This window comes from Nonomuraea sp. NPDC049129 (assembly GCF_040648495.1).
Lineage (GTDB): Bacteria > Actinomycetota > Actinomycetes > Streptosporangiales > Streptosporangiaceae > Nonomuraea.
This window is the reverse complement of the sequence record NZ_JBEZDU010000027.1, coordinates 79,727-97,933: the sequence shown is the minus strand read 5'-3', so window position 1 is coordinate 97,933 and position 18,207 is coordinate 79,727. Positions and strand designations below refer to the sequence as shown.

General features: G+C 69.7%; 20 protein-coding genes. 2 read left to right on the top strand and 18 right to left on the bottom strand.

Going from position 1 to position 18,207, the window contains the following annotated elements; genetic code table 11:
• Positions 1 to 3: 3 nt before the first annotated feature.
• The 7 genes from AB0B64_RS49695 to AB0B64_RS49665 all read right to left on the bottom strand — a co-directional run bounded on the left by AB0B64_RS49695 (position 4) and on the right by AB0B64_RS49665 (position 5,241).
• Positions 4 to 609, bottom strand: coding sequence for a response regulator transcription factor (locus AB0B64_RS49695; protein ID WP_358195497.1), 606 nt, complete (start codon positions 607 to 609; stop codon positions 4 to 6).
• Entirely contained in the window at positions 606 to 1,739 is a 1,134-nt protein-coding gene (locus AB0B64_RS49690) for a sensor histidine kinase (RefSeq protein ID WP_358195485.1), read from the bottom strand. Before AB0B64_RS49690 ends, AB0B64_RS49695 begins: the two co-directional genes overlap by 4 nt.
• Entirely contained in the window at positions 1,736 to 2,470 is a 735-nt protein-coding gene (locus AB0B64_RS49685) for an ABC transporter permease (protein ID WP_225291357.1), read from the bottom strand. The genes AB0B64_RS49690 and AB0B64_RS49685 overlap by 4 nt, the downstream gene beginning before the upstream one ends.
• Entirely contained in the window at positions 2,470 to 3,354 is an 885-nt protein-coding gene (locus AB0B64_RS49680) for an ABC transporter ATP-binding protein (protein WP_357958469.1), read from the bottom strand. Before AB0B64_RS49680 ends, AB0B64_RS49685 begins: the two co-directional genes overlap by 1 nt.
• Before the next feature lie 69 nt (positions 3,355 to 3,423).
• Positions 3,424 to 4,026, bottom strand: coding sequence for a carbonic anhydrase (locus tag AB0B64_RS49675; protein WP_357958466.1), 603 nt, complete (start codon positions 4,024 to 4,026; stop codon positions 3,424 to 3,426).
• A gap of 43 nt (positions 4,027 to 4,069) precedes the next feature.
• Positions 4,070 to 4,915, bottom strand: a complete 846-nt coding sequence (hisG, locus tag AB0B64_RS49670; protein ID WP_357958463.1) for an ATP phosphoribosyltransferase — start codon at positions 4,913 to 4,915, stop codon at positions 4,070 to 4,072.
• 62 nt (positions 4,916 to 4,977) lie between these two features.
• On the bottom strand, positions 4,978 to 5,241 hold the full coding sequence (locus AB0B64_RS49665; RefSeq protein ID WP_357958461.1) for a phosphoribosyl-ATP diphosphatase: 264 nt from the start codon (positions 5,239 to 5,241) through the stop codon (positions 4,978 to 4,980).
• 230 nt (positions 5,242 to 5,471) lie between these two features.
• Between AB0B64_RS49665 and AB0B64_RS49660 the strand changes: the two genes are divergently transcribed.
• Complete coding sequence (locus tag AB0B64_RS49660; protein WP_358195444.1) at positions 5,472 to 6,260, top strand: MerR family transcriptional regulator; 789 nt, start codon at positions 5,472 to 5,474, stop codon at positions 6,258 to 6,260.
• Positions 6,260 to 7,111: a hypothetical protein gene (locus tag AB0B64_RS49655; RefSeq protein WP_358195680.1), complete on the top strand. Its 852-nt coding sequence runs from the start codon at positions 6,260 to 6,262 to the stop codon at positions 7,109 to 7,111. Before AB0B64_RS49660 ends, AB0B64_RS49655 begins: the two co-directional genes overlap by 1 nt.
• Positions 7,112 to 7,215: 104 nt before the next feature.
• Here the strand turns inward: AB0B64_RS49655 and AB0B64_RS49650 are convergent, their stop codons facing one another.
• From AB0B64_RS49650 to AB0B64_RS49600, 11 genes are all read right to left on the bottom strand, one after another.
• Complete coding sequence (locus AB0B64_RS49650; RefSeq protein WP_358195437.1) at positions 7,216 to 9,168, bottom strand: DEAD/DEAH box helicase; 1,953 nt, start codon at positions 9,166 to 9,168, stop codon at positions 7,216 to 7,218.
• Between the two features lie 315 nt (positions 9,169 to 9,483).
• Positions 9,484 to 9,843, bottom strand: a complete 360-nt coding sequence (locus AB0B64_RS49645; RefSeq protein WP_214636283.1) for a metal-sulfur cluster assembly factor — start codon at positions 9,841 to 9,843, stop codon at positions 9,484 to 9,486.
• Positions 9,840 to 10,280 (bottom strand): Fe-S cluster assembly sulfur transfer protein SufU, encoded by a 441-nt coding sequence (sufU, locus tag AB0B64_RS49640; RefSeq protein ID WP_225291366.1) that lies wholly within the window; start codon positions 10,278 to 10,280, stop codon positions 9,840 to 9,842. The genes AB0B64_RS49645 and sufU overlap by 4 nt, the downstream gene beginning before the upstream one ends.
• A gap of 2 nt (positions 10,281 to 10,282) precedes the next feature.
• Positions 10,283 to 11,545, bottom strand: a complete 1,263-nt coding sequence (locus AB0B64_RS49635; protein ID WP_357958455.1) for a cysteine desulfurase — start codon at positions 11,543 to 11,545, stop codon at positions 10,283 to 10,285.
• Positions 11,542 to 12,288 carry a Fe-S cluster assembly ATPase SufC gene (gene sufC, locus AB0B64_RS49630; RefSeq protein WP_357958453.1) on the bottom strand — a complete coding sequence of 249 codons (747 nt, stop codon included), beginning with the start codon at positions 12,286 to 12,288 and terminating at the stop codon, positions 11,542 to 11,544. Before sufC ends, AB0B64_RS49635 begins: the two co-directional genes overlap by 4 nt.
• Before the next feature lie 4 nt (positions 12,289 to 12,292).
• The gene (locus tag AB0B64_RS49625) at positions 12,293 to 12,610 is read right to left on the bottom strand and encodes a non-heme iron oxygenase ferredoxin subunit (RefSeq protein WP_358195411.1); all 318 of its coding nucleotides are present in this window, start codon (positions 12,608 to 12,610) and stop codon (positions 12,293 to 12,295) included.
• Complete coding sequence (gene sufD, locus AB0B64_RS49620) at positions 12,607 to 13,731, bottom strand: Fe-S cluster assembly protein SufD (RefSeq protein WP_357958451.1); 1,125 nt, start codon at positions 13,729 to 13,731, stop codon at positions 12,607 to 12,609. Before sufD ends, AB0B64_RS49625 begins: the two co-directional genes overlap by 4 nt.
• Complete coding sequence (sufB, locus tag AB0B64_RS49615) at positions 13,731 to 15,143, bottom strand: Fe-S cluster assembly protein SufB (protein ID WP_357958449.1); 1,413 nt, start codon at positions 15,141 to 15,143, stop codon at positions 13,731 to 13,733. Before sufB ends, sufD begins: the two co-directional genes overlap by 1 nt.
• Positions 15,140 to 15,853: a metalloregulator ArsR/SmtB family transcription factor gene (locus AB0B64_RS49610; RefSeq protein WP_225291448.1), complete on the bottom strand. Its 714-nt coding sequence runs from the start codon at positions 15,851 to 15,853 to the stop codon at positions 15,140 to 15,142. The genes sufB and AB0B64_RS49610 overlap by 4 nt, the downstream gene beginning before the upstream one ends.
• A 92-nt stretch (positions 15,854 to 15,945) precedes the next feature.
• Positions 15,946 to 17,166, bottom strand: coding sequence for a multidrug effflux MFS transporter (locus tag AB0B64_RS49605; protein WP_357958447.1), 1,221 nt, complete (start codon positions 17,164 to 17,166; stop codon positions 15,946 to 15,948).
• Between the two features lie 92 nt (positions 17,167 to 17,258).
• On the bottom strand, positions 17,259 to 18,035 hold the full coding sequence (locus tag AB0B64_RS49600; protein WP_357958445.1) for a VOC family protein: 777 nt from the start codon (positions 18,033 to 18,035) through the stop codon (positions 17,259 to 17,261).
• Positions 18,036 to 18,207: the final 172 nt, after the last annotated feature.

Sequence of the window (18,207 nt, the reverse complement as noted above, 5' to 3'; positions counted from 1 at the left end):
ACCTCAGAGCCACCCTTGTGACTTGGCGCGCTGGACCGCCTCGATGCGGTTGCGGGCATGCGTCTTCTGGATGGCCGACGACAGGTAGTTGCGTACGGTGCCCTCCGACAGGTGCAGGTGCCGGGCGATGTCGCCGATGGTCGAGCCGTCCACCGCGGCGGCCAGCACGTCCCGTTCGCGCGCCGACAGCGGATTGGGCCCCGCGCTGAGCGCCGCCGCCGCCAGGCCCGGGTCGATGACGCGCTCCCCCGCGTGTACGCGCCTGATCGCCGCCGCCAGCTCCCGGGCCGGGCTGTCCTTGACCAGGAAGGCCACCGCCCCCGCCTCCATGGCGGTCCGTAGGTAACCGGGACGGCCGAACGTGGTCAGGATCATCACCCGGCAGCCGGGCACCTGTGAGGTGATCTTGGCGCTCGCGCTGAGGCCGTCCATGACGGGCATCTCGATGTCGAGCAGCGCGATGTCAGGGAGTTTCTGGACCGCGACGGCCACGGCCGCCTCGCCGTCGGCCGCCTCGCCGACGACCTCGATGTCGGGCTCCAGGCCGAGCAGCGACGCCAGGGCGCCGCGCACCATGGCCTGGTCCTCGGCCAGGATCACGCGGATCACGCCGCCGCTCCCCTGGGGACCAGCACCCGCAGCCGGAAGCCCGCCTTGGCCCCCGGGCCCACCTCGACGTTCCCGCCCGCTTCGCGCACCCGCTCGGTCAGCCCCTGTAAACCGCTGCCGAGCCGGAGCGGCTCATCGCCCTGCCCGTCGTCCATGATCTCCAGGATGGCGTGTTCGCCGTCGTACGTCACCTCGATCCGGCAGCTACTCGCCCGCGCGTGCCGTACGACGTTGGTGGTGCCCTCGCGTACCGCCCAGCCGAACAGGCCGTCGAGCAGGCCGGGCAGCGGCGTGCCCGAGACCCGCACCAGCGGCTCCACGCCCGCCGCCCGCAGCACGGCCCTGGCGTTGTCGAGCTCTTCCGGCAGGCTGCGCTGCCGGTAGCCGGTGACGGCCTCGCGCACCTCCGTCAGCGCCTTCCTGGCGACGGTCTCGATGTCCTGGATCTCCTGGAGCACCTTCGGGGAGTCCTCGGCCAGCCGCCCGGCCAGCTCGCTCTTGAGCACGATCAGCGACAGGCTGTGGCCGAGCAGGTCGTGCAGGTCGCGGGCGATGCGCAGCCGCTCGTCCGCCGCGGCGAGCCGGGCCACCTCGCCCTGCGCCTCGCGCAGCTGCACGGCCAGCAGCCTGGTGTTGCGTACGCCGATGAACAGCACGCCCAGCGTGACCACCTCCAGCCCCAGGATGAGGAGGGTGGTGCTGTCGGAATGGTGCAGCAGCCCGCTGCCGACGACGACCGCCAGCATTCCGGCGATGCCGAAGCCCGCCCGCCGGGGCGGGAGGATCATGGCGAAGAGCACCGTGGAGTAGATGGGCAGGGCCAGCCAGCCGCCGCCGAAGACGAACGCGCCGACCACCGCCTGCGCCGTGGTGAGGGCGAGCAACGGGTACGTCGACCGCGACCGCTCCGTCATGCTGCGCGGGCTCACGACGGTCGCCAGGTACGAGAGCACGAACGCGATCAGCGACAGCCACGCCCAGATGGCCTTGGCCCCGGTGAACTCCCCGCTCAGGATCTCCGCCACCAGGAGGTACAGGTAGACCATTCCGAAGCAGATCCCATACAGCCGCCGGTAGCGGGACGATGTCTCACCCGTCCCGCCGAAGGTAAACCGGTTGGTCCAGCTCATGCCCGAACAGTAGCCCGCCGGTAGGCGTAGGCGGCCGCGCCGCCGAGCACGATCCCCCACACCACCACGATCAGCGCGTCGGACATGGACACGCCGTGGCCCGCGATCACGTTCCAGCCGAGGCTGGCGTAGTGGTAGGACGGCATGAAGCCGGCGATGGTCCGCATCGTGCCGCCGATGGCGTCGATGGGAAACCAGAGGCCGCCGAGCAGCGACAGGGCGAACATACAGATCATCGCGGCGGGCTGGGCGGCGTCGGCGCTCAGCAGGGAGCCGATGAACAACCCGAGCGCGATGAACGGGATCGCCCCCACCCACAGCGACAGCAGCAGCGCCACCCACTGCCCGGCGGGCATCGACACGCCCTGCTGCAGCACGGCCGCCACGCTGACCAGCAGCAGGGACGGCAGCACGAGGACCATCGCGGCGCCGAGCTTGGTGACGATGATCGCCCAGCTCGGTAGCGGGGTGATCTGCAGCTGACGCAGCCAGCCGGACTGACGCTCCTGCGCCCAGGGCACGGCCGAGCTCATCATGGACGAGGCGAGCGCGCCGTAGGCGGCCATCGACACCAGCAGGTAGGTGCTCATCCGCACGCCGGCCGAGTCCGTCTGGGTGCCATAGATGTTGGCGTTGATCAGGTAGAACACGACGGGGAACAGCACCACGAAGATGATGTACCGGCGGTTGCGCAGCATCCGCAGCGCCTCGGTCTTGGCGTAGTAGAGCATCAGGACTCCCTGGTGAGGGCGAGGAAGGCGTCCTCTAGGTCGGCGCCGGCGAGGTGGAGGCCGCGCACGTCGAGCGTGGTGCCCCGGTAGAGGCCGGCGAGGGTCGCGTCGGCGTCGGAGGTGCGCAGCGTGGCCGTGCCCGCGGCGATCTCGACCGCCGTGACGCCGGGCAGCAGGTCGAGCCCGGCCGCGGGCTGCTCGCCGAGGGTGAAGCGGATGACCTGCCCGCCGACGCCCGCCTTGATCTGCGCGGCGGTGCCGTCGGCGACCACCTTGCCCCTGGCGATGACGATCACCCGGTCGGAGTGCTCGTCGGCCTCCTCCAGGTAGTGCGTGGCGAACAGCACGGTCCGGCCACCCGCCGCGTACGCGCGCATGCTCTCCCAGAACCGCAGCCGGGACTCCACGTCCATGGCCGCGGTCGGCTCGTCCAGCAGCAACGTCTTGGGCGCGCCCGCGATCGCCAGGGCGAACCTGACGCGCTGGGACTGGCCGCCCGACAGCTTGTTCGCGCGCCGCTTCACCAGGTCGGTGAGGTCGGCCAGCTTGAGGATCTCCGCCAGGTCCAGCGGCTGGGGGTACAGGTTGCGGACCAGGTCGATGAGCTCCTGGACCGTCAGCTCAGGGATGAGCTGGCCGCTCTGCAGCATGGCGCCCATCTGGCCGGCCGCGACGGCCTGGCGGGGAGTGCGGCCGTACACGCTGACCGTCCCCTTGGACGGCCGCAGCAGGCCGAGCAGCATGTTGATGGAGGTCGACTTGCCCGCGCCGTTGGGACCGAGCAGGGCCACGGTCTTGCCGGGCTCTATCTCCAGGGACACATCATCGACGGCAAGGACGTCCCCGTAGTCCTTGCTGACGTGGTCGAACACGATGGCGTTCATGACATCAACGCTAGGGCGGTGGATCTTGCCTGGTTAGTGCGTTACTTCCGGGGTTGACGGTGACATTTGTCAGGCGACGCGCCGCACCAGTCCCGTGTCGAGGCTGTAGTAGGCACCGACCACGGTGGCCTTGCCGGATAACAGGGTGTCGGCCCTCAGCCCCGACACGGTCCGTACGATGTGCGCGCGCACCATCGCCTCCACCTCACCTCCCGAACCGGTGTAGACGGGTTCGAGGGCGGCGACGATGCTGGGCAACTCCCCCGGCAGCGTCTCCCGCTCGCGCAGCGCCCTGGACGCCGCGGTGACGGCGCCGCAGCGCTGGTGTCCCAGGACGACGACGAGGCTGGCGCGTAAGTCCTGCGGCCCGTACTGGACCGCCGCGGTGACGAGCCGGTCGACGGTGTGCGCCGCCGTACGGACGACGAGCAGATCGCCCAGCCCGGCGTCGAAGACGACCTCGGGCGGCACCCGCGAGTCGATGCACGACAGCACCACCGCGTAGGGAGACTGCCCCGCCGCGACCTGCCTCCTGCGGGCGGGATCCTGGCGGGGGCGGCGGGACGCGCCCGCCGCCCAACGCCGGTTGCCGCGCTGCAATGCCTCCCAGGCCTGCGAGGCGGCAGCGTCACAGAACGGGACATAACTACGAGCAAGCGTTTCGTCACCCACAGCTAGCTGATTCCCGGACGGGACATCACCTAGCGGACAGATCTCAGAGGCGGCAGGCGTAGATGTCGGTGGCCAGGATGGCCCTTGCCCCGATCTCCCAGAGCTGGTCCATCACCTGCTGGTGCCCGCGCCGCCGGACCATCACCCGGACGGCGACCCAGCCCTCGCGGTGCAGCGGCGAGACCGTGGGCCCCTCCATGCCGGGCGTGAGCGCGATGGCCTCCTCGATCCGCTCGGCGCGGATGTCGTAGTCCATCATCACGAAGTCGCGGGCGTGCACGACGCCCTGCAGGCGGCGCACGAGCTGCTCGATGCCGGTGTCCGCGCCGTTGCCCTGCTGCCTGATCAGCACGGCCTCGGAGCGCATGATCGGCTCGCCGAACACCTCCAGGCCGACGTTGCGCAGGGTGGTGCCGGTCTCCACGACGTCGGCGACCGCGTCGGCGACGCCCAGCCTGATGGCCGTCTCGACCGCGCCGTCGAGCTTGATGACGCGGGCGTCGACGCCGGACTCCGACAGGTATTTGCCGAGCACCCCGGCGTAGGAGGTGGCGATGCGCAGGCCGTCGAGGTCCTTGACCGACGTCATGGCACCCGCCCTGGCGGCCAGCCGGAAGGTGGAGCCGCCGAAGCCCAGGGGCATGATCTCCTCGACGGGGGCGCCGGAGTCGACGCGCATGTCCCGGCCGGTGATGCCGGCGTCGAGCGTGCCCTCGCCGACGTAGACCGCGATGTCGCGGGGGCGCAGGAAGAACAGCTCGCAACCGTTGTCCTCGTCGACGACGACGAGCTCCTTGCTGTCCTTGCGGGACCGGTAGCCGGCCTCCTTGAGCATGGTCTGGGCGGCCTCACTGAGCGCGCCCTTGTTGGGTACGGCCAGACGCAACATGTCCGTGGTGTCCTTGGTGTCTCGCGGGATGTTAGGTGTACGGGCTGACGGGCGCGGGCGCCCTAGAGATGCTTGTACACCTCGTCCAGCCCGATGCCCTTGGCGAGCATGAGCACCTGAACGTGGTAGAGCAGCTGGGAGATCTCCTCGGCGGCTCGGTCACTCGACTCGTGCTCGGCGGCCATCCAGCTCTCGGCGGCCTCCTCGACGACCTTCTTGCCGATGGCATGGACGCCGGCGTCGAGGGCGGCCACGGTGCCCGAACCCTCGGGTCGGGTGCGTGCCTTCTCTGACAGCTCGGCGAACAGCTCTTCGAAGGTCTTCATGATCTCTCTCGTCGGTCGGCTGGCATGCGTGACAAGCCTAGTCTGCGCGCACGGGTCACCAGGCCCCTGTCCGCCACCCGAGACGGCAAGTCCTTCCCGCCAACGGAAACCAGCCACGACCAACCGGCTCCTTCCCCTCCCCCGAAGGGGGTATCCCCCTCAAAGGACCCCGGCCACAACGGACCGTGCGATTTGACCTTGCCGTAGCGTCAACGTGTCCAATAGGCCCCATGAGGATCGGCGAGCTTGCCGCACTGGCCGGGGTGTCCACCCGGACCGTGCGCCACTACCACCACTTGAACCTTCTCCCCGAGCCAGAACGGCTGGCCAACGGGTACCGGGAGTACCGGTTGCGAGACGCCGTGGCCCTCACCCGCGTACGCAGGCTGGCCGAGCTGGGCATGTCCCTGGACGAGATCCGCGACGTCCTGGCCGACGACCAGGGCCGGGAGCTGCGGGAAGTGCTCCTGGAGCTGGACGCCGACCTGGCCCGGCAGCAGGAGACGATCGGCGTCAGACGGAACCGGCTGGCCGCGCTCCTGGCGGAGACGGACCTGCATCCCGACTCGACGGTGTCGCCGGAAATGGCGACGGTCCTGCGCGATCTCTCCGTCGAAGGCTCGAAGTTCGCCGAAATGGACCGGGAGCTGCTGGCTCTGATGGACACCGTGGCCGACCCCGCCGACCGGGCCGAGTTCATCGATCTGTTCCGCCCGCTCACCGAGCCCGAAGCGCTCGCACGGGGACACGCCCTCTACGCGCGGCTGGACGAGCTCGCCGACGCCGACCCCGGCGACCCCCGCGTCAGCACGCTCGCCGCCGACCTCGCCGCGCACTTTCCCGACGAGATGGCGACGGCGATGCTCGCGAACCTGGACTCGGCTCCCGAGCACATGCGCCCGGCCACCCCCGAGGACGCGGATGGCGGGCAGTGGCTGACGACGATGTACGGTGAGCTGTCCGCCGCCCAGGCCGAGGTGTTCCGGCTGGTCATGGTCATGCTGAAGGAGCGAGCGTGATGGTGCGGATCGCGCGGGCCGTGCTGTTCGCCATGCTGCCCATGGAGCTGCTGCTCGCGGTCCTGCTCGTGTCCGGCGTGCCGCTGCCCGGCCCGCTGGTCGCCGCGGCCGAGGCGGCCGTCGTCGCCGTGCTCGTGCTGGAGGCGGCGACCCTGTACCGGCTGTTCGGCGCCGAGCGCCGGGGCGGCGCGGACCGGCGGACGGCGTTGCGGGCGGCCTATGGCCGGCTGGTCCCCGATCAGGTGCGGCGGATCGTGGGGTTCGACGCGAAGGGCATGGTCAGCCTCGCCCTGTGGGTCGCGCGGCGCCGCCATGGCGTGCCGCATGGCGCCACCGCCCTCTCCTATTCCCGCGCGCAGACCTCCACGATGATGATCTTCCTGTTCGCGATGGTCATGGAGTTGATCGTCGCGGAGATCTTGCTGCGGGCGTTCGGCGCGCCGGTCGGCCTGCGCGCCGTGTTCCTCGTGGTGGACGCCTATACGGTCCTGGTCGTGCTCGCGGTCATCGCGGCCTGCGTCACCCGGCCCCACGTCGTCTCCGCCGACGAGGTACGCATCCGTTACGGCGCGTTCTTCGACCTGCGCGTCCCGCGCGAGCGGATCGCCCAGGTACGCCAGGTCCGCAACTTCAACGAGAACGGCACGATCAAGGTGGAGGTGAAGGGCGATCGGCTGGTCGTGGCGGTGGCCTCCCAGACCAACCTGATCCTCGAACTGACCGAACCGATCACCGCCGTCCGCCCCCTCGGCCGCCACGCCGAGGCCAGGGTGATCCGCTTCTTCGCCGACGATCCCGGGGCCGCGATCCGCGCGCTGCGGCCCCGCCGGGAACACGTGCCCGACTCCTGAGCGGAAACGGCGCTGCCCGCCGTACCCCCGATGAAGGGGTACGGCGGGCAGCGCCGTGCGTTGATCAGCGTCGGCCACCGGCGTTCACCGGTGGCCCGCCGGGGTCAGCGGTCGAAGCGGCGGCCGGTGCCGCTGCGGAAACCGCCGTTGCCACGGTCGTCGGAGCGGTAGCCGCCACGCTCGTCCGAGCGGGCACCACCGGAGCGGTAGCCGTCGCGCGGACGGTCGTCGGTGCGGGCGGGACGGTCGCGGTCGGCCGAGAACGGGCGGCCACGGTCGCCACCGGCGGCGCGGGAGCTGCGGTCGTCGGAACGGAAGCCACCCTGACGGTCGTCCGAGCGGTAACCGCCCTGACGGTCGTTGGAGCGGTAACCGCCCTGACGGTCGTTGGAGCGGTAGCCGCCACCCTGACGGTCGTCCGAGCGCGGTCCGCTCTGACGGTCGTCGGAGCGGTAGCCGCCGCGCGGGGCGTCCGAGCGGGCCGGGCGGTCGTCGCCGCGGTAGCCGCCGCCACGCGGGCCACGGTCACCGCCGCGGTAGCCGCCCTGGCCGCGGTCGCCGCCCCGGTCCTCGCCGAAGGTGCGGGGCTCCTGCGAGCCGCCCTCGGCGTGCCGGCGCGGGTAGCGGTCGTCACCGTCGTGACGGCGGGGGCGCCGGTCGTCGCCTGAGGCGAAGGGACGCTGCCCGTCCTCGTGGCGGCGCGGACGGCGCTCGCCGTCGAACTCGCGGCGCGGACGGCGCCCGCGACGCTCGGAGCCACTGTGGCCGCCTTCGCGGCGGGGACGCAGCGGCTTGCGGACGTCGGGCTCCCAGACGGGGATGGGCTCGCCACTCGGGACGCGGGCGCCCGTCACCTCGGCCAGACGGGGGTGGCCCGGCTCGGCCTTGAGGCGGAACGGGTGGATCCCGGCCCGGCGGGTGAGCTGGTCGGTCGAACGGCGCTCGCTCGGCAGCACCAGGGTGACCACGGTGCCCTTCTCGCCGGCGCGGGCGGTGCGGCCGCCGCGGTGCAGGTAGCTCTTGTGGTCCTGCGGCGGGTCGACGTGCAGCACGAGGCTGATGTTGTCGACGTGGATGCCGCGCGCCGCGACGTCGGTGCAGACGAGCACGTTGACGGAGCCCTCACGGAACTCGGCCAGGATGCGGGTGCGCTGGTTCTGGCGCTTGCCGCCGTGCAGGCCGCCCGACTTGATGCCGACGCGGGCCAGCTGCTTGCACAGCCGGTCGACGCCGTGCTGGGTGCGGACGAAGATGATCGTACGGCCCTCGCGGTTGGCGATCTCCGCGGTGACGTCGAACTTGTCGTCGCGCGTCACCTGGATCACGTGGTGCTCCATGAGCTCGACCGGGGAGGTCGCGGGAGCCACCGAGTGCGTGATCGGGTCCTTGAGGAAGCGCCGCACCAGCTTGTCGACGTCGCCGTCGAGCGTGGCCGAGAACAGCAGCCGCTGCCCGTCGGCCGGAGTCTGCGCGAGCAGCTCGGTGACGACGGGGAAGAAGCCGAGGTCGCACATGTGGTCGGCCTCGTCGAGGACGCTGACCTCGATGTCGCCCAGCGAGCACTCGCCCTGCCGGATGAGGTCGCCCAGGCGGCCGGGGGTGGCGATGACGACGTCGACGCCGCGGCGCAGCGCCTCGATCTGCTTGCCCATCGACATGCCGCCGACGATGACCTTCATCCGCAGGCCGAGGCCCCGGCCGAGCGGCTCGAGAGCGTCGTGCACCTGGAGCGCGAGCTCACGGGTGGGGACGAGGATCATCGCGCGGGGGCGGCCCGGGGTGGGCCGGACGCCGGAGATGCGGGCCATGAGGGGCAGCCCGAAGGCGAGGGTCTTGCCGGAGCCGGTCTGGCCACGGCCGAGCACATTGGCGCCGGTGAGGACGTCGGGGATGGTCGCGCTCTGAATCGGGAACGGGCTGGCAATGCCCTGCTTGGCCAGCCCGGTGACGAGCGGCTTGGGCAGGCCGAGCTCCTCGAACCCAGGACCCGCCTCCGGGGTGCTCTCGTCGAGCTCGGGCAGGACCTCGTTGAACTCGGGCAGGACAGCATCAAGCATGGTCACGAACTTCGTGCCTTTCAGTCGAAGTGGCGCGTCACTTCTGCGAAAAGGACGAGCCGGGACGTACGGCGGTGCCGTACTTCATTGCGAGGCGCAGGTGGTCGGCACCTGCTGGGTGGGGACTGGCCCGGAGGACAGGCCGTCTACGCGCACCCATTTGCCGGCCGCAGGCGGCGTTGAAACGCACATTGGTGCGCTAGGTGCACGTGTTGCCAACACGAGGAAGACACCATGTATTCCCCGACTTGTCTGAATTTCAGACTTTGGCAGGCTGAAGCGGCTGACACCGAGATGCCAGCCGTACAGCAACGATCAGACGTTGAAGCCTAGCATACGAAGTTGCTCGCGCCCTTCGTCAGTGATCTTGTCCGGTCCCCACGGCGGGAGCCAGACCCAATTGATCTTAACATCCGAAACCATGCCCTCAAGCGCGGAATGCGCCTGATCCTCGATGACATCGGTCAGCGGGCAGGCCGCGCTGGTCAGCGTCATGTCGATGGTGGCCACGGGCCGGCCGCCCTCGGCGGGGTCGAGATTGAGCCCGTAGATCAGGCCCAGGTCGACGACGTTGATGCCGAGTTCGGGGTCGACGACGTCCTTGAGCGCCTCCATGACCTCGTCGACGGTGGCCTCACCGTCGAACCCGGTCGGTGTCTCCACCGGCTTGCTCATCGCGCAGCACTCCTCACTACAGCGTCCTTGTAGGCCATCCACGACAGCAGCGCGCACTTGACGCGCGCCGGGAACTTGGCCACGCCCGCGAACGCCACCGCGTCGCCGAGCACGTCCTCGTCGGCCTCCACCTTGCCCCTGCCCTGCATGAGCCGGGTGAACTCGTCGACCACCGACAGCGTCTCCTCGACCGTCGAGCCGGTGGTCAGCTCGTGCAGCACGGAGGCGGCGGCCTGGCTGATCGAGCAGCCCTGCCCGTCGTAGGAGACATCCTCGATCTTGCCGGCGTCGCCCAGCTTGACCCGGAGCGTGATCTCGTCGCCGCACGTGGGGTTCACGTGGTGAACCTCGGCGTCGTAGGGATCACGCAGCCCCCGCCCCTGCGGGTGCTTGTAGTGTTCCAGGATCAGTTCCTGGTACATCGACTCGCCGATCATGGCTATGCGAACACCTTCTGAACGTGATGGAGGCCGCGGACCAAGGCGTCGATCTCGTCCGTGGTGTTGTACAGATAGAACGACGCCCTGGTGGTCGCCGGTATTCCGAAACGCAGGTGCAGCGGTCGCGCGCAGTGGTGGCCGACCCGCACCGCGATGCCGAACTCGTCGTCGAGCAGCTGCCCGACGTCGTGCGGGTGGATGCCCTCCAGCGTGAACGACAGGGTGGCGCCCCGCTGGTCGAGCGAGTCGGGCCCGATCAGGCGCAGCGTGGGCACCTGGCGCAGCGCGTCGAGCGCGTAGGCCGTCAGGCCGCGCTCGTGCGCCTCGATGGCCTCCATGCCGACACCGGTCAGGTAGTCGACGGCCGCGCCGAGGCCGATGGCCTCGACGATCGGCGGCGTGCCCGCCTCGAACTTGTGCGGAACCGGCGCGTACGTCGAGTGGTCCATCCAGACGGCCTCGATCATCTCGCCGCCGCCCATGAACGGGGGCATGGCGTCGAGCAGCTCGGCCCGGCCCCAGAGGACGCCGATGCCCGAGGGGCCGACCATCTTGTGGCCGGTGAAGGCCACGAAGTCGGCGCCCAGCGCGGCCATGTCGACGGCGTGGTGCGGGACCGACTGGGAGGCGTCGAGCATCACCAGCGCGCCCACCTCGCGGGCCCGGCGCAGCACGTCGGCGACCGGGTTGATGGTGCCGAGCACGTTGGACTGGTGCGCGATCGACACGATCTTCGTGCGCTCGGTGATCAGTCCTGAAATATCCGAAATATCGAGGCGGCCGTCGTCCGTGACGCCGAACCACTTCAGGGTCGCCCCCGTACGCTGCACCAGGAACTGCCACGGCACGATGTTGGAGTGGTGCTCCATCTCGGAGATCACCACCTCGTCGCCGGGGCCGAGGGTGAAGCGGGGGTCGGTGTTGCCCGGGTTGCCGAAGGAGTAGGCGACCAGGTTGAGCGCCTCGGAGGCGTTCTTGGTGAAGATCACCTCGTCGCGCGATGGGGCGCCGATGAACCCGGCCACCTTGTCGCGCGCGCTCTCGTAGGCCTCGGTCGACTCCGCGCCGAGCGCGTGCATGGCCCGCCCGACGTTGCTGTAGTGCATCGCCAGGTGCTCACGGATGGTCTCGACGACCGCCGTGGGCTTCTGTGAGGAGTTGCCCGAGTCGAGGTAGACGAGCGGACGCCCGCCGGGCAGCTCGCGGGAGAGAACCGGGAAGTCCTTCCTGATCCTCTCCACGTCCAAGCTGGTGGAAGTCATGCAAGCGCCTTCGTGTACTGCTCGTAGCCTTCGGCCTCGAGCTTGTCGGCCAGCTCCGGCCCGCCCTCCTCCACGATCTTGCCGCCGGCGAAGACGTGGACGAAGTCGGGCTTCACGTACCGCAGGATGCGGGTGTAGTGCGTGATCAGCAGGATGCCCGTGTCGCCCGCGGCGCGGAAGCGGTTGATGCCCTCCGACACCACGCGCAGCGCGTCGACGTCGAGGCCGGAGTCGGTCTCGTCGAGCACCGCGATCTTCGGCTGGAGCAGCTCCAGCTGGAGGATCTCGTGGCGCTTCTTCTCGCCGCCGGAGAAGCCCTCGTTGAGGTTGCGCTGGGCGAACTCGGCGTCGATGGCCAGCGCGTCCATGCCGGTCTTGAGGTCCTTGGCGAACTGGCGCAGCTTGGGCGCCTCGCCGCGGACCGCGGTGACCGCGGAGCGCAGGAAGTTGGAGACCGACACGCCGGGCACCTCGACCGGGTACTGCATGGCGAGGAACAGGCCGGCGCGGGCCCGCTCGTCGACGGTCAGCTCCAGCAGGTCGACGCCGTCGAGCAGCACCTCACCGCCGGTGATGGTGTATTTCGGGTGACCGGCGATGGCGTAGGCGAGCGTGGACTTGCCCGAGCCGTTCGGCCCCATCACGGCGTGGGTCTTGCCCGACTGCACGGTGAGGTTGACGCCGCGCAGGATTTCCTTGTCCTCGACGGCGACCTTCAGGTCACGGATCTCAAGGGTGGACATGTGTTTATGACTCCTTCGAGAGCGAGACGAGGACGTCGTCGCCGTCGATCTGGACTGTGTAGACGTTCACGGGTCGGACGGCGGGCGGGCCGGTGGGCTTGCCCGAGCGGATGTCGAAGCACGAGCCGTGCAGCCAGCACTCGAGTGTGCCGTCGTAGACCTCACCCTCGCTGAGCTTCACCTCGGCGTGGGAGCAGACGTCGTGCAGGGCGAACACCTCGCCGCCCTTGCGGACGAGCGCGACCGGGGTCTCCCCGACCTCGAGGCCCAGGACCCCGCCGTCGGGGATGTCCTCGACCTTGCACACCTTCTCGAAACTCATCGGGCGAGCTCCGCCTCCACCGCGTTCATGACGCGGTCACGGATCTCCGCCACCTGGATCTTCTCGATGAGCTGGCCGAGGAAGCCCCGGATGACCAGGCGACGGGCCTCGTCGAAGGGGATGCCGCGGGCCTGCAGGTAGAAGATGTGCTCGTCGTCGAGGCGCCCGGAGGCGCTGGCGTGGCCGGCGCCGGCCACCTCGCCGGTGAGGATCTCCAGGTTGGGCACCGAGTCGGCGCGGGCGCCGTCGGTGAGGATCAGGTTGCGGTTGAGCTCATAGGTGTCGGTGCCCTCGGCCTCGACCCTGATGATCACGTCGCCGATCCACACGGCGTGCGCGTCCTCACCCTGCAGGGCGCCGCGGTAGTCGACGTTGCTCTTGCAGTGGGGCTGCGAGTGGTCGACCAGGAGGCGGTGCTCCAGGTGCTGGCCCGCGTCGACGAAGTAGACGCCGGACAGGTCGGCGTCGCCGCCGGGGCCGGTGTAGGACACGCTCGGCGACAGGCGCACCAGGTCGCCGCCCAGGGTCACCGCGAAGCCCCTGAACGTGGCGTCCTTGGCGAGCTGGGCGTGGTGGTGGGAGACGTGTACGGCGTCGTCGTCCCAGTCCTGCAGGCTGACGACCTTGAGCGTGGCGCCGTCGCCGACGACGAACTCGATGTTGTCGGCGTAGACCGCGCTGCCCTGGTGCTCGATGACGACCACGGCCTCGGCCAGCGGTTCGACCACGACCACGATGTGGCCGTAGGTGGCCCCGTCGTTGCCGCCGCCGCGCACCTCGATGCGGATGTGCTCGGCGGGCACGGCCTCCTTGGGCACGGTCACGACCAGCGCCTTCTCGAAGGCGTTGTAGGCCTGCGCGCTGACCCGGTCGGCCGGCACGTACGCCTTGCCGATGCGCGCGTCCTCACGCCCGACCCACTCGGCGGTGACGCCCGCCGGGGTGTAGGCCTGGGTGAGCACCCGCCCGGTGATCTCCGCCTTGCCGCTGTGCAGGCCCTTCAGGCGGGACAGCGGCGTGAAGCGCCACGCCTCTTCGCGCCCCGTAGGGACCTCGAAGTCGTCCAGGTCGTAGGACGCCTTCTCGTGCAGGGTCGACAAGGGCTTCTCGGTCAGGCCCATCAGCCGACGGCTCCTTCCATCTGCAGCTCGATGAGGCGGTTGAGCTCGAGGGCGTACTCCATGGGGAGCTCGCGGGCGATCGGCTCGACGAAGCCGCGCACGATCATCGCCATCGCCTCGTCCTCGTTGAGACCGCGGCTCATGAGGTAGAACAGCTGGTCCTCGCTCACCTTGGAGACCGTGGCCTCGTGACCCATCGAGACGTCGTCCTCGCGGACGTCGACGTAGGGGTAGGTGTCGGAGCGGCTGATCTGGTCGACCAGGAGCGCGTCGCACTTGACCGTGCTGGCGCTGCCGTGGGCGCCCTCCTCGATCTGCACGAGACCGCGGTAGGAGGTGCGGCCGCCGCCGCGCGCCACCGACTTGGAGATCACGGTGGAGCTCGTGTGCGGAGCCAGGTGCACCATCTTGGACCCGGCGTCCTGGTGCTGGCCCTCGCCCGCGAAGGCGACGCTCAGCGTCTCACCCTTGGCGTGCTCGCCCATCAGGTAGACGGCCGGGTACTTCATGGTGACCTTGGAGCCGATGTTGCCGTCGATCCACTCCATGGTCGCGCCCTCGTAGGCGACGGCGCGCTTGGTGACCAGGTTGTAGACGTTGTTGGACCAGTTTTGAATGGTCGTGTAACGGCAGCGGGCGTTCTTCTTCACGACGATCTCGACGACCGCGGAGTGCAGCGAGTCGGAGGAGTAGATCGGCGCGGTGCAGCCCTCGACGTAGTGGACGTAGCTGCCCTCGTCGACGATGATCAGGGTCCGCTCGAACTGGCCCATGTTCTCGGTGTTGATCCGGAAGTAGGCCTGCAGCGGGATCTCGACCTCGACGTTCGGCGGCACGTAGATGAACGAGCCACCGGACCACACGGAGCTGTTGAGGGCGGCGAACTTGTTGTCGCCCACCGGGATGACCGAGCCGAAGTACTCCTTGAAGAGCTCCTCGTGCTCCCTCAGGCCCGTGTCGGTGTCGACGAAGATGACGCCCTTCTCCTCGAGGTCCTCACGGATCTTGTGATAGACGACCTCGGATTCGTACTGGGCGGCGACACCGGCGATGAGGCGCTGCTTCTCCGCCTCGGGGATGCCGAGCTTGTCGTAGGTGTTCTTGATGTCGTCGGGCAGCTCGTCCCAGGAAGCGGCCTGCTTCTCGGTCGAGCGCACGAAGTATTTGATGTTGTCGAAGTCGATGCCCGTGAGGTCGGAGCCCCAGGTGGGCAGGGGCTTCTTGCCGAACAGGCGGAGGCCCTTCAGGCGAAGGTCGAGCATCCACTCCGGCTCGTTCTTGAGCGCGGAGATGTTGCGGACGACCTCCTCGGACAGGCCACGCTTGGCCACCGCCCCTGCGGCATCCGAGTCGGACCAGCCGAACTTGTAATTCCCGAGGCCTTCCAGCTCCGGGCGGTCGGTGACAGTCACCTTCCGGTCTCCTTGCTTTTGTCGCTATGGGTGGCCCTGCTCGTCGCAAGACCCAGCGCGTGCGGGCTCACATGTGTGGTGCAGACCCCGTCGCCGTGCGCGATCGTGGCCAGGCGCTGCACGGGGGTGCCGAGCAGCTGCGCGAACGCCTCGGTCTCGGCCTCACACAGCTGCGGGAACTCCGCGGCCACGTGCGCCACCGGGCAGTGGTGCTGGCAGAGCTGGTCGCCGCCCAGATTGGCCTTGGTGGCCGAGGCGGCGTATCCATCCGCCGACAGCGCCTGCGCCAGCACTTGTACGCGCTGGTCGGCCGGCACCGTCCGCATGACCGGCTCCAGGCGCCGCAGCAGGCTGGACACCTGCGAACGGGCGAAGTCGGTCACGGCTTCCTCACCCACGCGCTCGGCCAGAAAACGCAGCGCGCTGCCGGCCAGGTCGTCGTAGGCGTGCTCGAAAGCACTGCGCCCCGCGTCGGTGATGGCGAACAGCTTGGCCGGCCGCCCTCTCCCGCGCTGCCCGTGCGGACGCACGGTGCGAGGCTCGATCATCCCGTCGGCCAGCAACGCGTCGAGATGACGGCGGACGGCGGCGGGCGTGAGCCCGAGCCGCTCGCCCAGCGCGGCAGCCGCGACGGGACCGTGCTCAAGGATCAGCCGAGCCACACGGGCGCGGGTGCCGCGCTCGTGTCCGGGCTCGATCGACGTGGGCACGTTTTTCACAACATCAGTGTGCCGTAATTCCTTCCCGATTCACAAATGGATCCAGGAAGACGGAGGAATGGAATTTCTCACGCAGGGTAGGCTTACCTAACTCTGCCGATGACCAGGAACGACACGGCCGAGCAGGCGATGAGCCCCAGCATCACCGACGCCATCGGCACCGCCGTACCCGATCCCACCAGCCCGACCAGCGGCGCGGCCAGGGCGCCCAGCGCGAACTGGAGCACGCCGAGCAGGGCGGATGCGCTGCCCGCGATCTGCTGCGGCTGGCTGGCCAGGGCCAGCGCGCCGGTGCCGGGAAGCACCAGGCCCTGGCCGCACATGATGACGAACAGCCCGGCGACGATGCCCGCCAGCCCCATGCCGATCATGGCCGCGGCCAGCAGCAGCGCCGCGCCGGTCAGGCCCACGCACAGGCCGATGGCCACCAGCCGGGCCGGCGGCACCCGCCCCGAGAGCCGCCCGCCGACCTGGGCCATGAGGGTCAGGCCGAGCGCGTTGAGCCCGAAGATGAGCGAATACTGCTGCGGTGTGGCGTGGTAGACCTCCTGCAGCACGAACGGTGAGCCGGAGATGTAGCCGAACATGGCGGCGAAGGCCAGCCCGGCGGTCAGCGCGCCGCCCATGAATGAGCGGTCGCGCAGCAGCTGCCAGAAGGTGCGCACGGTGTGGCCGAGCCCGCCGCTCTCCCGCTCGTAGGCGGGCAGCGTCTCACGCACCCCGCCGAGTACGGCCACGAGCAGCACGATCCCGGCCAGGCTCAGCGCGACGAACACCCCGCGCCAGGAGGTGAAGCCGAGCAGCTGCGCGCCCGCGATCGGGGCGAGGATCGGCGCGAGGCCGCTGACGAGCATGAGGGTGGCGAAGATGCGGGCGATGGCGGCGCCGTCGTACAGGTCGCGGACGACGGCGCGGACGATGACCAGGGCCGCGCCGCCGAGAATGCCCTGCAGCAGGCGGAACACGATGAGCACCGGCACCGAGGGGGCGAAGGCGCACAGCAGCGAGGCGAGGGTGTAGCCGGCCACGCCCACGATCAGCGGCAGCCGGCGGCCGCGTACGTCGCTCACCGGCCCGGCGACCACCTGGCCGACGGAGACGCCGATGAGGCAGGCGGTCAGGGTCAGCTGTACCTGGGCGGGCGTGCTGACCAGCTCGCCGGTGATGGCGGGCAGCGCGGGCAGGTACATGTCGATCGAGAGCGGGCCGATGGCCGACAGCGCTCCGAGGATGATTAACAGCAGTCCGCGGCGGTTCCCCTTGACGACAGGTGACGTGAGTGGCGTGGCTTCTGCCACGGACATGCGTGAACCCCTCTCCCTCGCAGGCGTGTGGCCCACGAGGGCCGAGGGATGGAACCTAGATCCGGTCTACCTAATTCCCGGTTATGGGATATTTAGCTGACTTCGTGGAGTTGGATCACGGACAGTGCCGCGCCCTGCGGGTCGGTGAGCATGGCGAAGCGCCCGGGAGGCGCGTCCATGGCCCCGACGAGGATCGTGGCGCCCGCGCGCTCGGCGGCGGCGACGGTGGCGTCGAGGTCGTCGACGGCGAAGTACGTCATCCAGTGGGACGGCGTCTCCGGCGGATAGTTCGGCGACAGCTCGATCATGCCGGCGATGCTCGCGTCCCCGAGGTGCCACTCGGTGTACTTGACGCCGTCCGTCTCCTGGTGGTGCGGGGTCCAGCCGAAGACGGCCGGGTAGAACCGCTCCGCGCTCGCGACGTCGCGGGTGACGAGCTCGTTCCAGCAGAACGCGACCGGCTCGTTGACCAGCTCGGCGCCCTTGTGGCGGCCGGCCTGCCAGACCGAGACGAACGACCCGTCAGGCGCCTGGAAGACGGCCATGGTGCCTTCCTCGAACACCTGCATGGGCTCCATGATGACGGTCCCGCCCGAGTTCTTGACCCGGTCGGCCGCGGCGGCGGCGTCGTCGACGGCGATATAGGTGTTCCAGGTCGAGGGCATGCCCTGCCCCATGGCCGGGCCCACGCCGGCGACCTTCTCGCCGTCGTAGGTGAACTGGCCGTAGCCGCCGGCCGCCGGGTCGTCGATCATCTCCGCCTGCCAGCCGAAGACGTCGTCGTAGAAGCGGGCGGACGCCTCGACGTCGGTGCTCGACAGATCCACCCAGCACGGAACACCGGGCTCATAGCCACTGCGCTGTGACATGGCAACCTCCTGTGATGTGGACGTCACTCTCAGACTTTCACTCCTGGTGAGGACTTTCCGGGAAACGGCCGGGTCAACAGCTGTCCATATCCGGCCACACGATCAGTCACGCGATCGGCCCCGCGATCGGCCCCGCGATCGGCCGGGTGCGGCCGGGCAGGGTTGCCAGGCG

Bases quoted from the DNA above. Each gene is read 5' to 3' on its own strand.
- hisG (WP_357958463.1), bottom strand. From the start codon at position 4,915: ATGTTGCGTCTGGCCGTACCCAACAAGGGCGCGCTCAGTGAGGCCGCC.
- AB0B64_RS49665 (WP_357958461.1), bottom strand. From the start codon at position 5,241: ATGAAGACCTTCGAAGAGCTGTTCGCCGAGCTGTCAGAGAAGGCACGC.
- AB0B64_RS49690 (WP_358195485.1), bottom strand. From the start codon at position 1,739: ATGAGCTGGACCAACCGGTTTACCTTCGGCGGGACGGGTGAGACATCG.
- AB0B64_RS49650 (WP_358195437.1), bottom strand. From the start codon at position 9,168: ATGCTTGATGCTGTCCTGCCCGAGTTCAACGAGGTCCTGCCCGAGCTC.
- AB0B64_RS49600 (WP_357958445.1), bottom strand. From the start codon at position 18,035: ATGTCACAGCGCAGTGGCTATGAGCCCGGTGTTCCGTGCTGGGTGGAT.
- sufU (WP_225291366.1), bottom strand. From the start codon at position 10,280: ATGATCGGCGAGTCGATGTACCAGGAACTGATCCTGGAACACTACAAG.
- AB0B64_RS49605 (WP_357958447.1), bottom strand. From the start codon at position 17,166: ATGTCCGTGGCAGAAGCCACGCCACTCACGTCACCTGTCGTCAAGGGG.
- AB0B64_RS49660 (WP_358195444.1), top strand. From the start codon at position 5,472: ATGAGGATCGGCGAGCTTGCCGCACTGGCCGGGGTGTCCACCCGGACC.
- AB0B64_RS49680 (WP_357958469.1), bottom strand. From the start codon at position 3,354: ATGAACGCCATCGTGTTCGACCACGTCAGCAAGGACTACGGGGACGTC.
- sufC (WP_357958453.1), bottom strand. From the start codon at position 12,288: ATGTCCACCCTTGAGATCCGTGACCTGAAGGTCGCCGTCGAGGACAAG.
- AB0B64_RS49645 (WP_214636283.1), bottom strand. From the start codon at position 9,843: ATGAGCAAGCCGGTGGAGACACCGACCGGGTTCGACGGTGAGGCCACC.
- AB0B64_RS49635 (WP_357958455.1), bottom strand. From the start codon at position 11,545: ATGACTTCCACCAGCTTGGACGTGGAGAGGATCAGGAAGGACTTCCCG.
- AB0B64_RS49625 (WP_358195411.1), bottom strand. From the start codon at position 12,610: ATGAGTTTCGAGAAGGTGTGCAAGGTCGAGGACATCCCCGACGGCGGG.
- AB0B64_RS49655 (WP_358195680.1), top strand. From the start codon at position 6,260: ATGGTGCGGATCGCGCGGGCCGTGCTGTTCGCCATGCTGCCCATGGAG.
- AB0B64_RS49685 (WP_225291357.1), bottom strand. From the start codon at position 2,470: ATGCTCTACTACGCCAAGACCGAGGCGCTGCGGATGCTGCGCAACCGC.
- sufD (WP_357958451.1), bottom strand. From the start codon at position 13,731: ATGGGCCTGACCGAGAAGCCCTTGTCGACCCTGCACGAGAAGGCGTCC.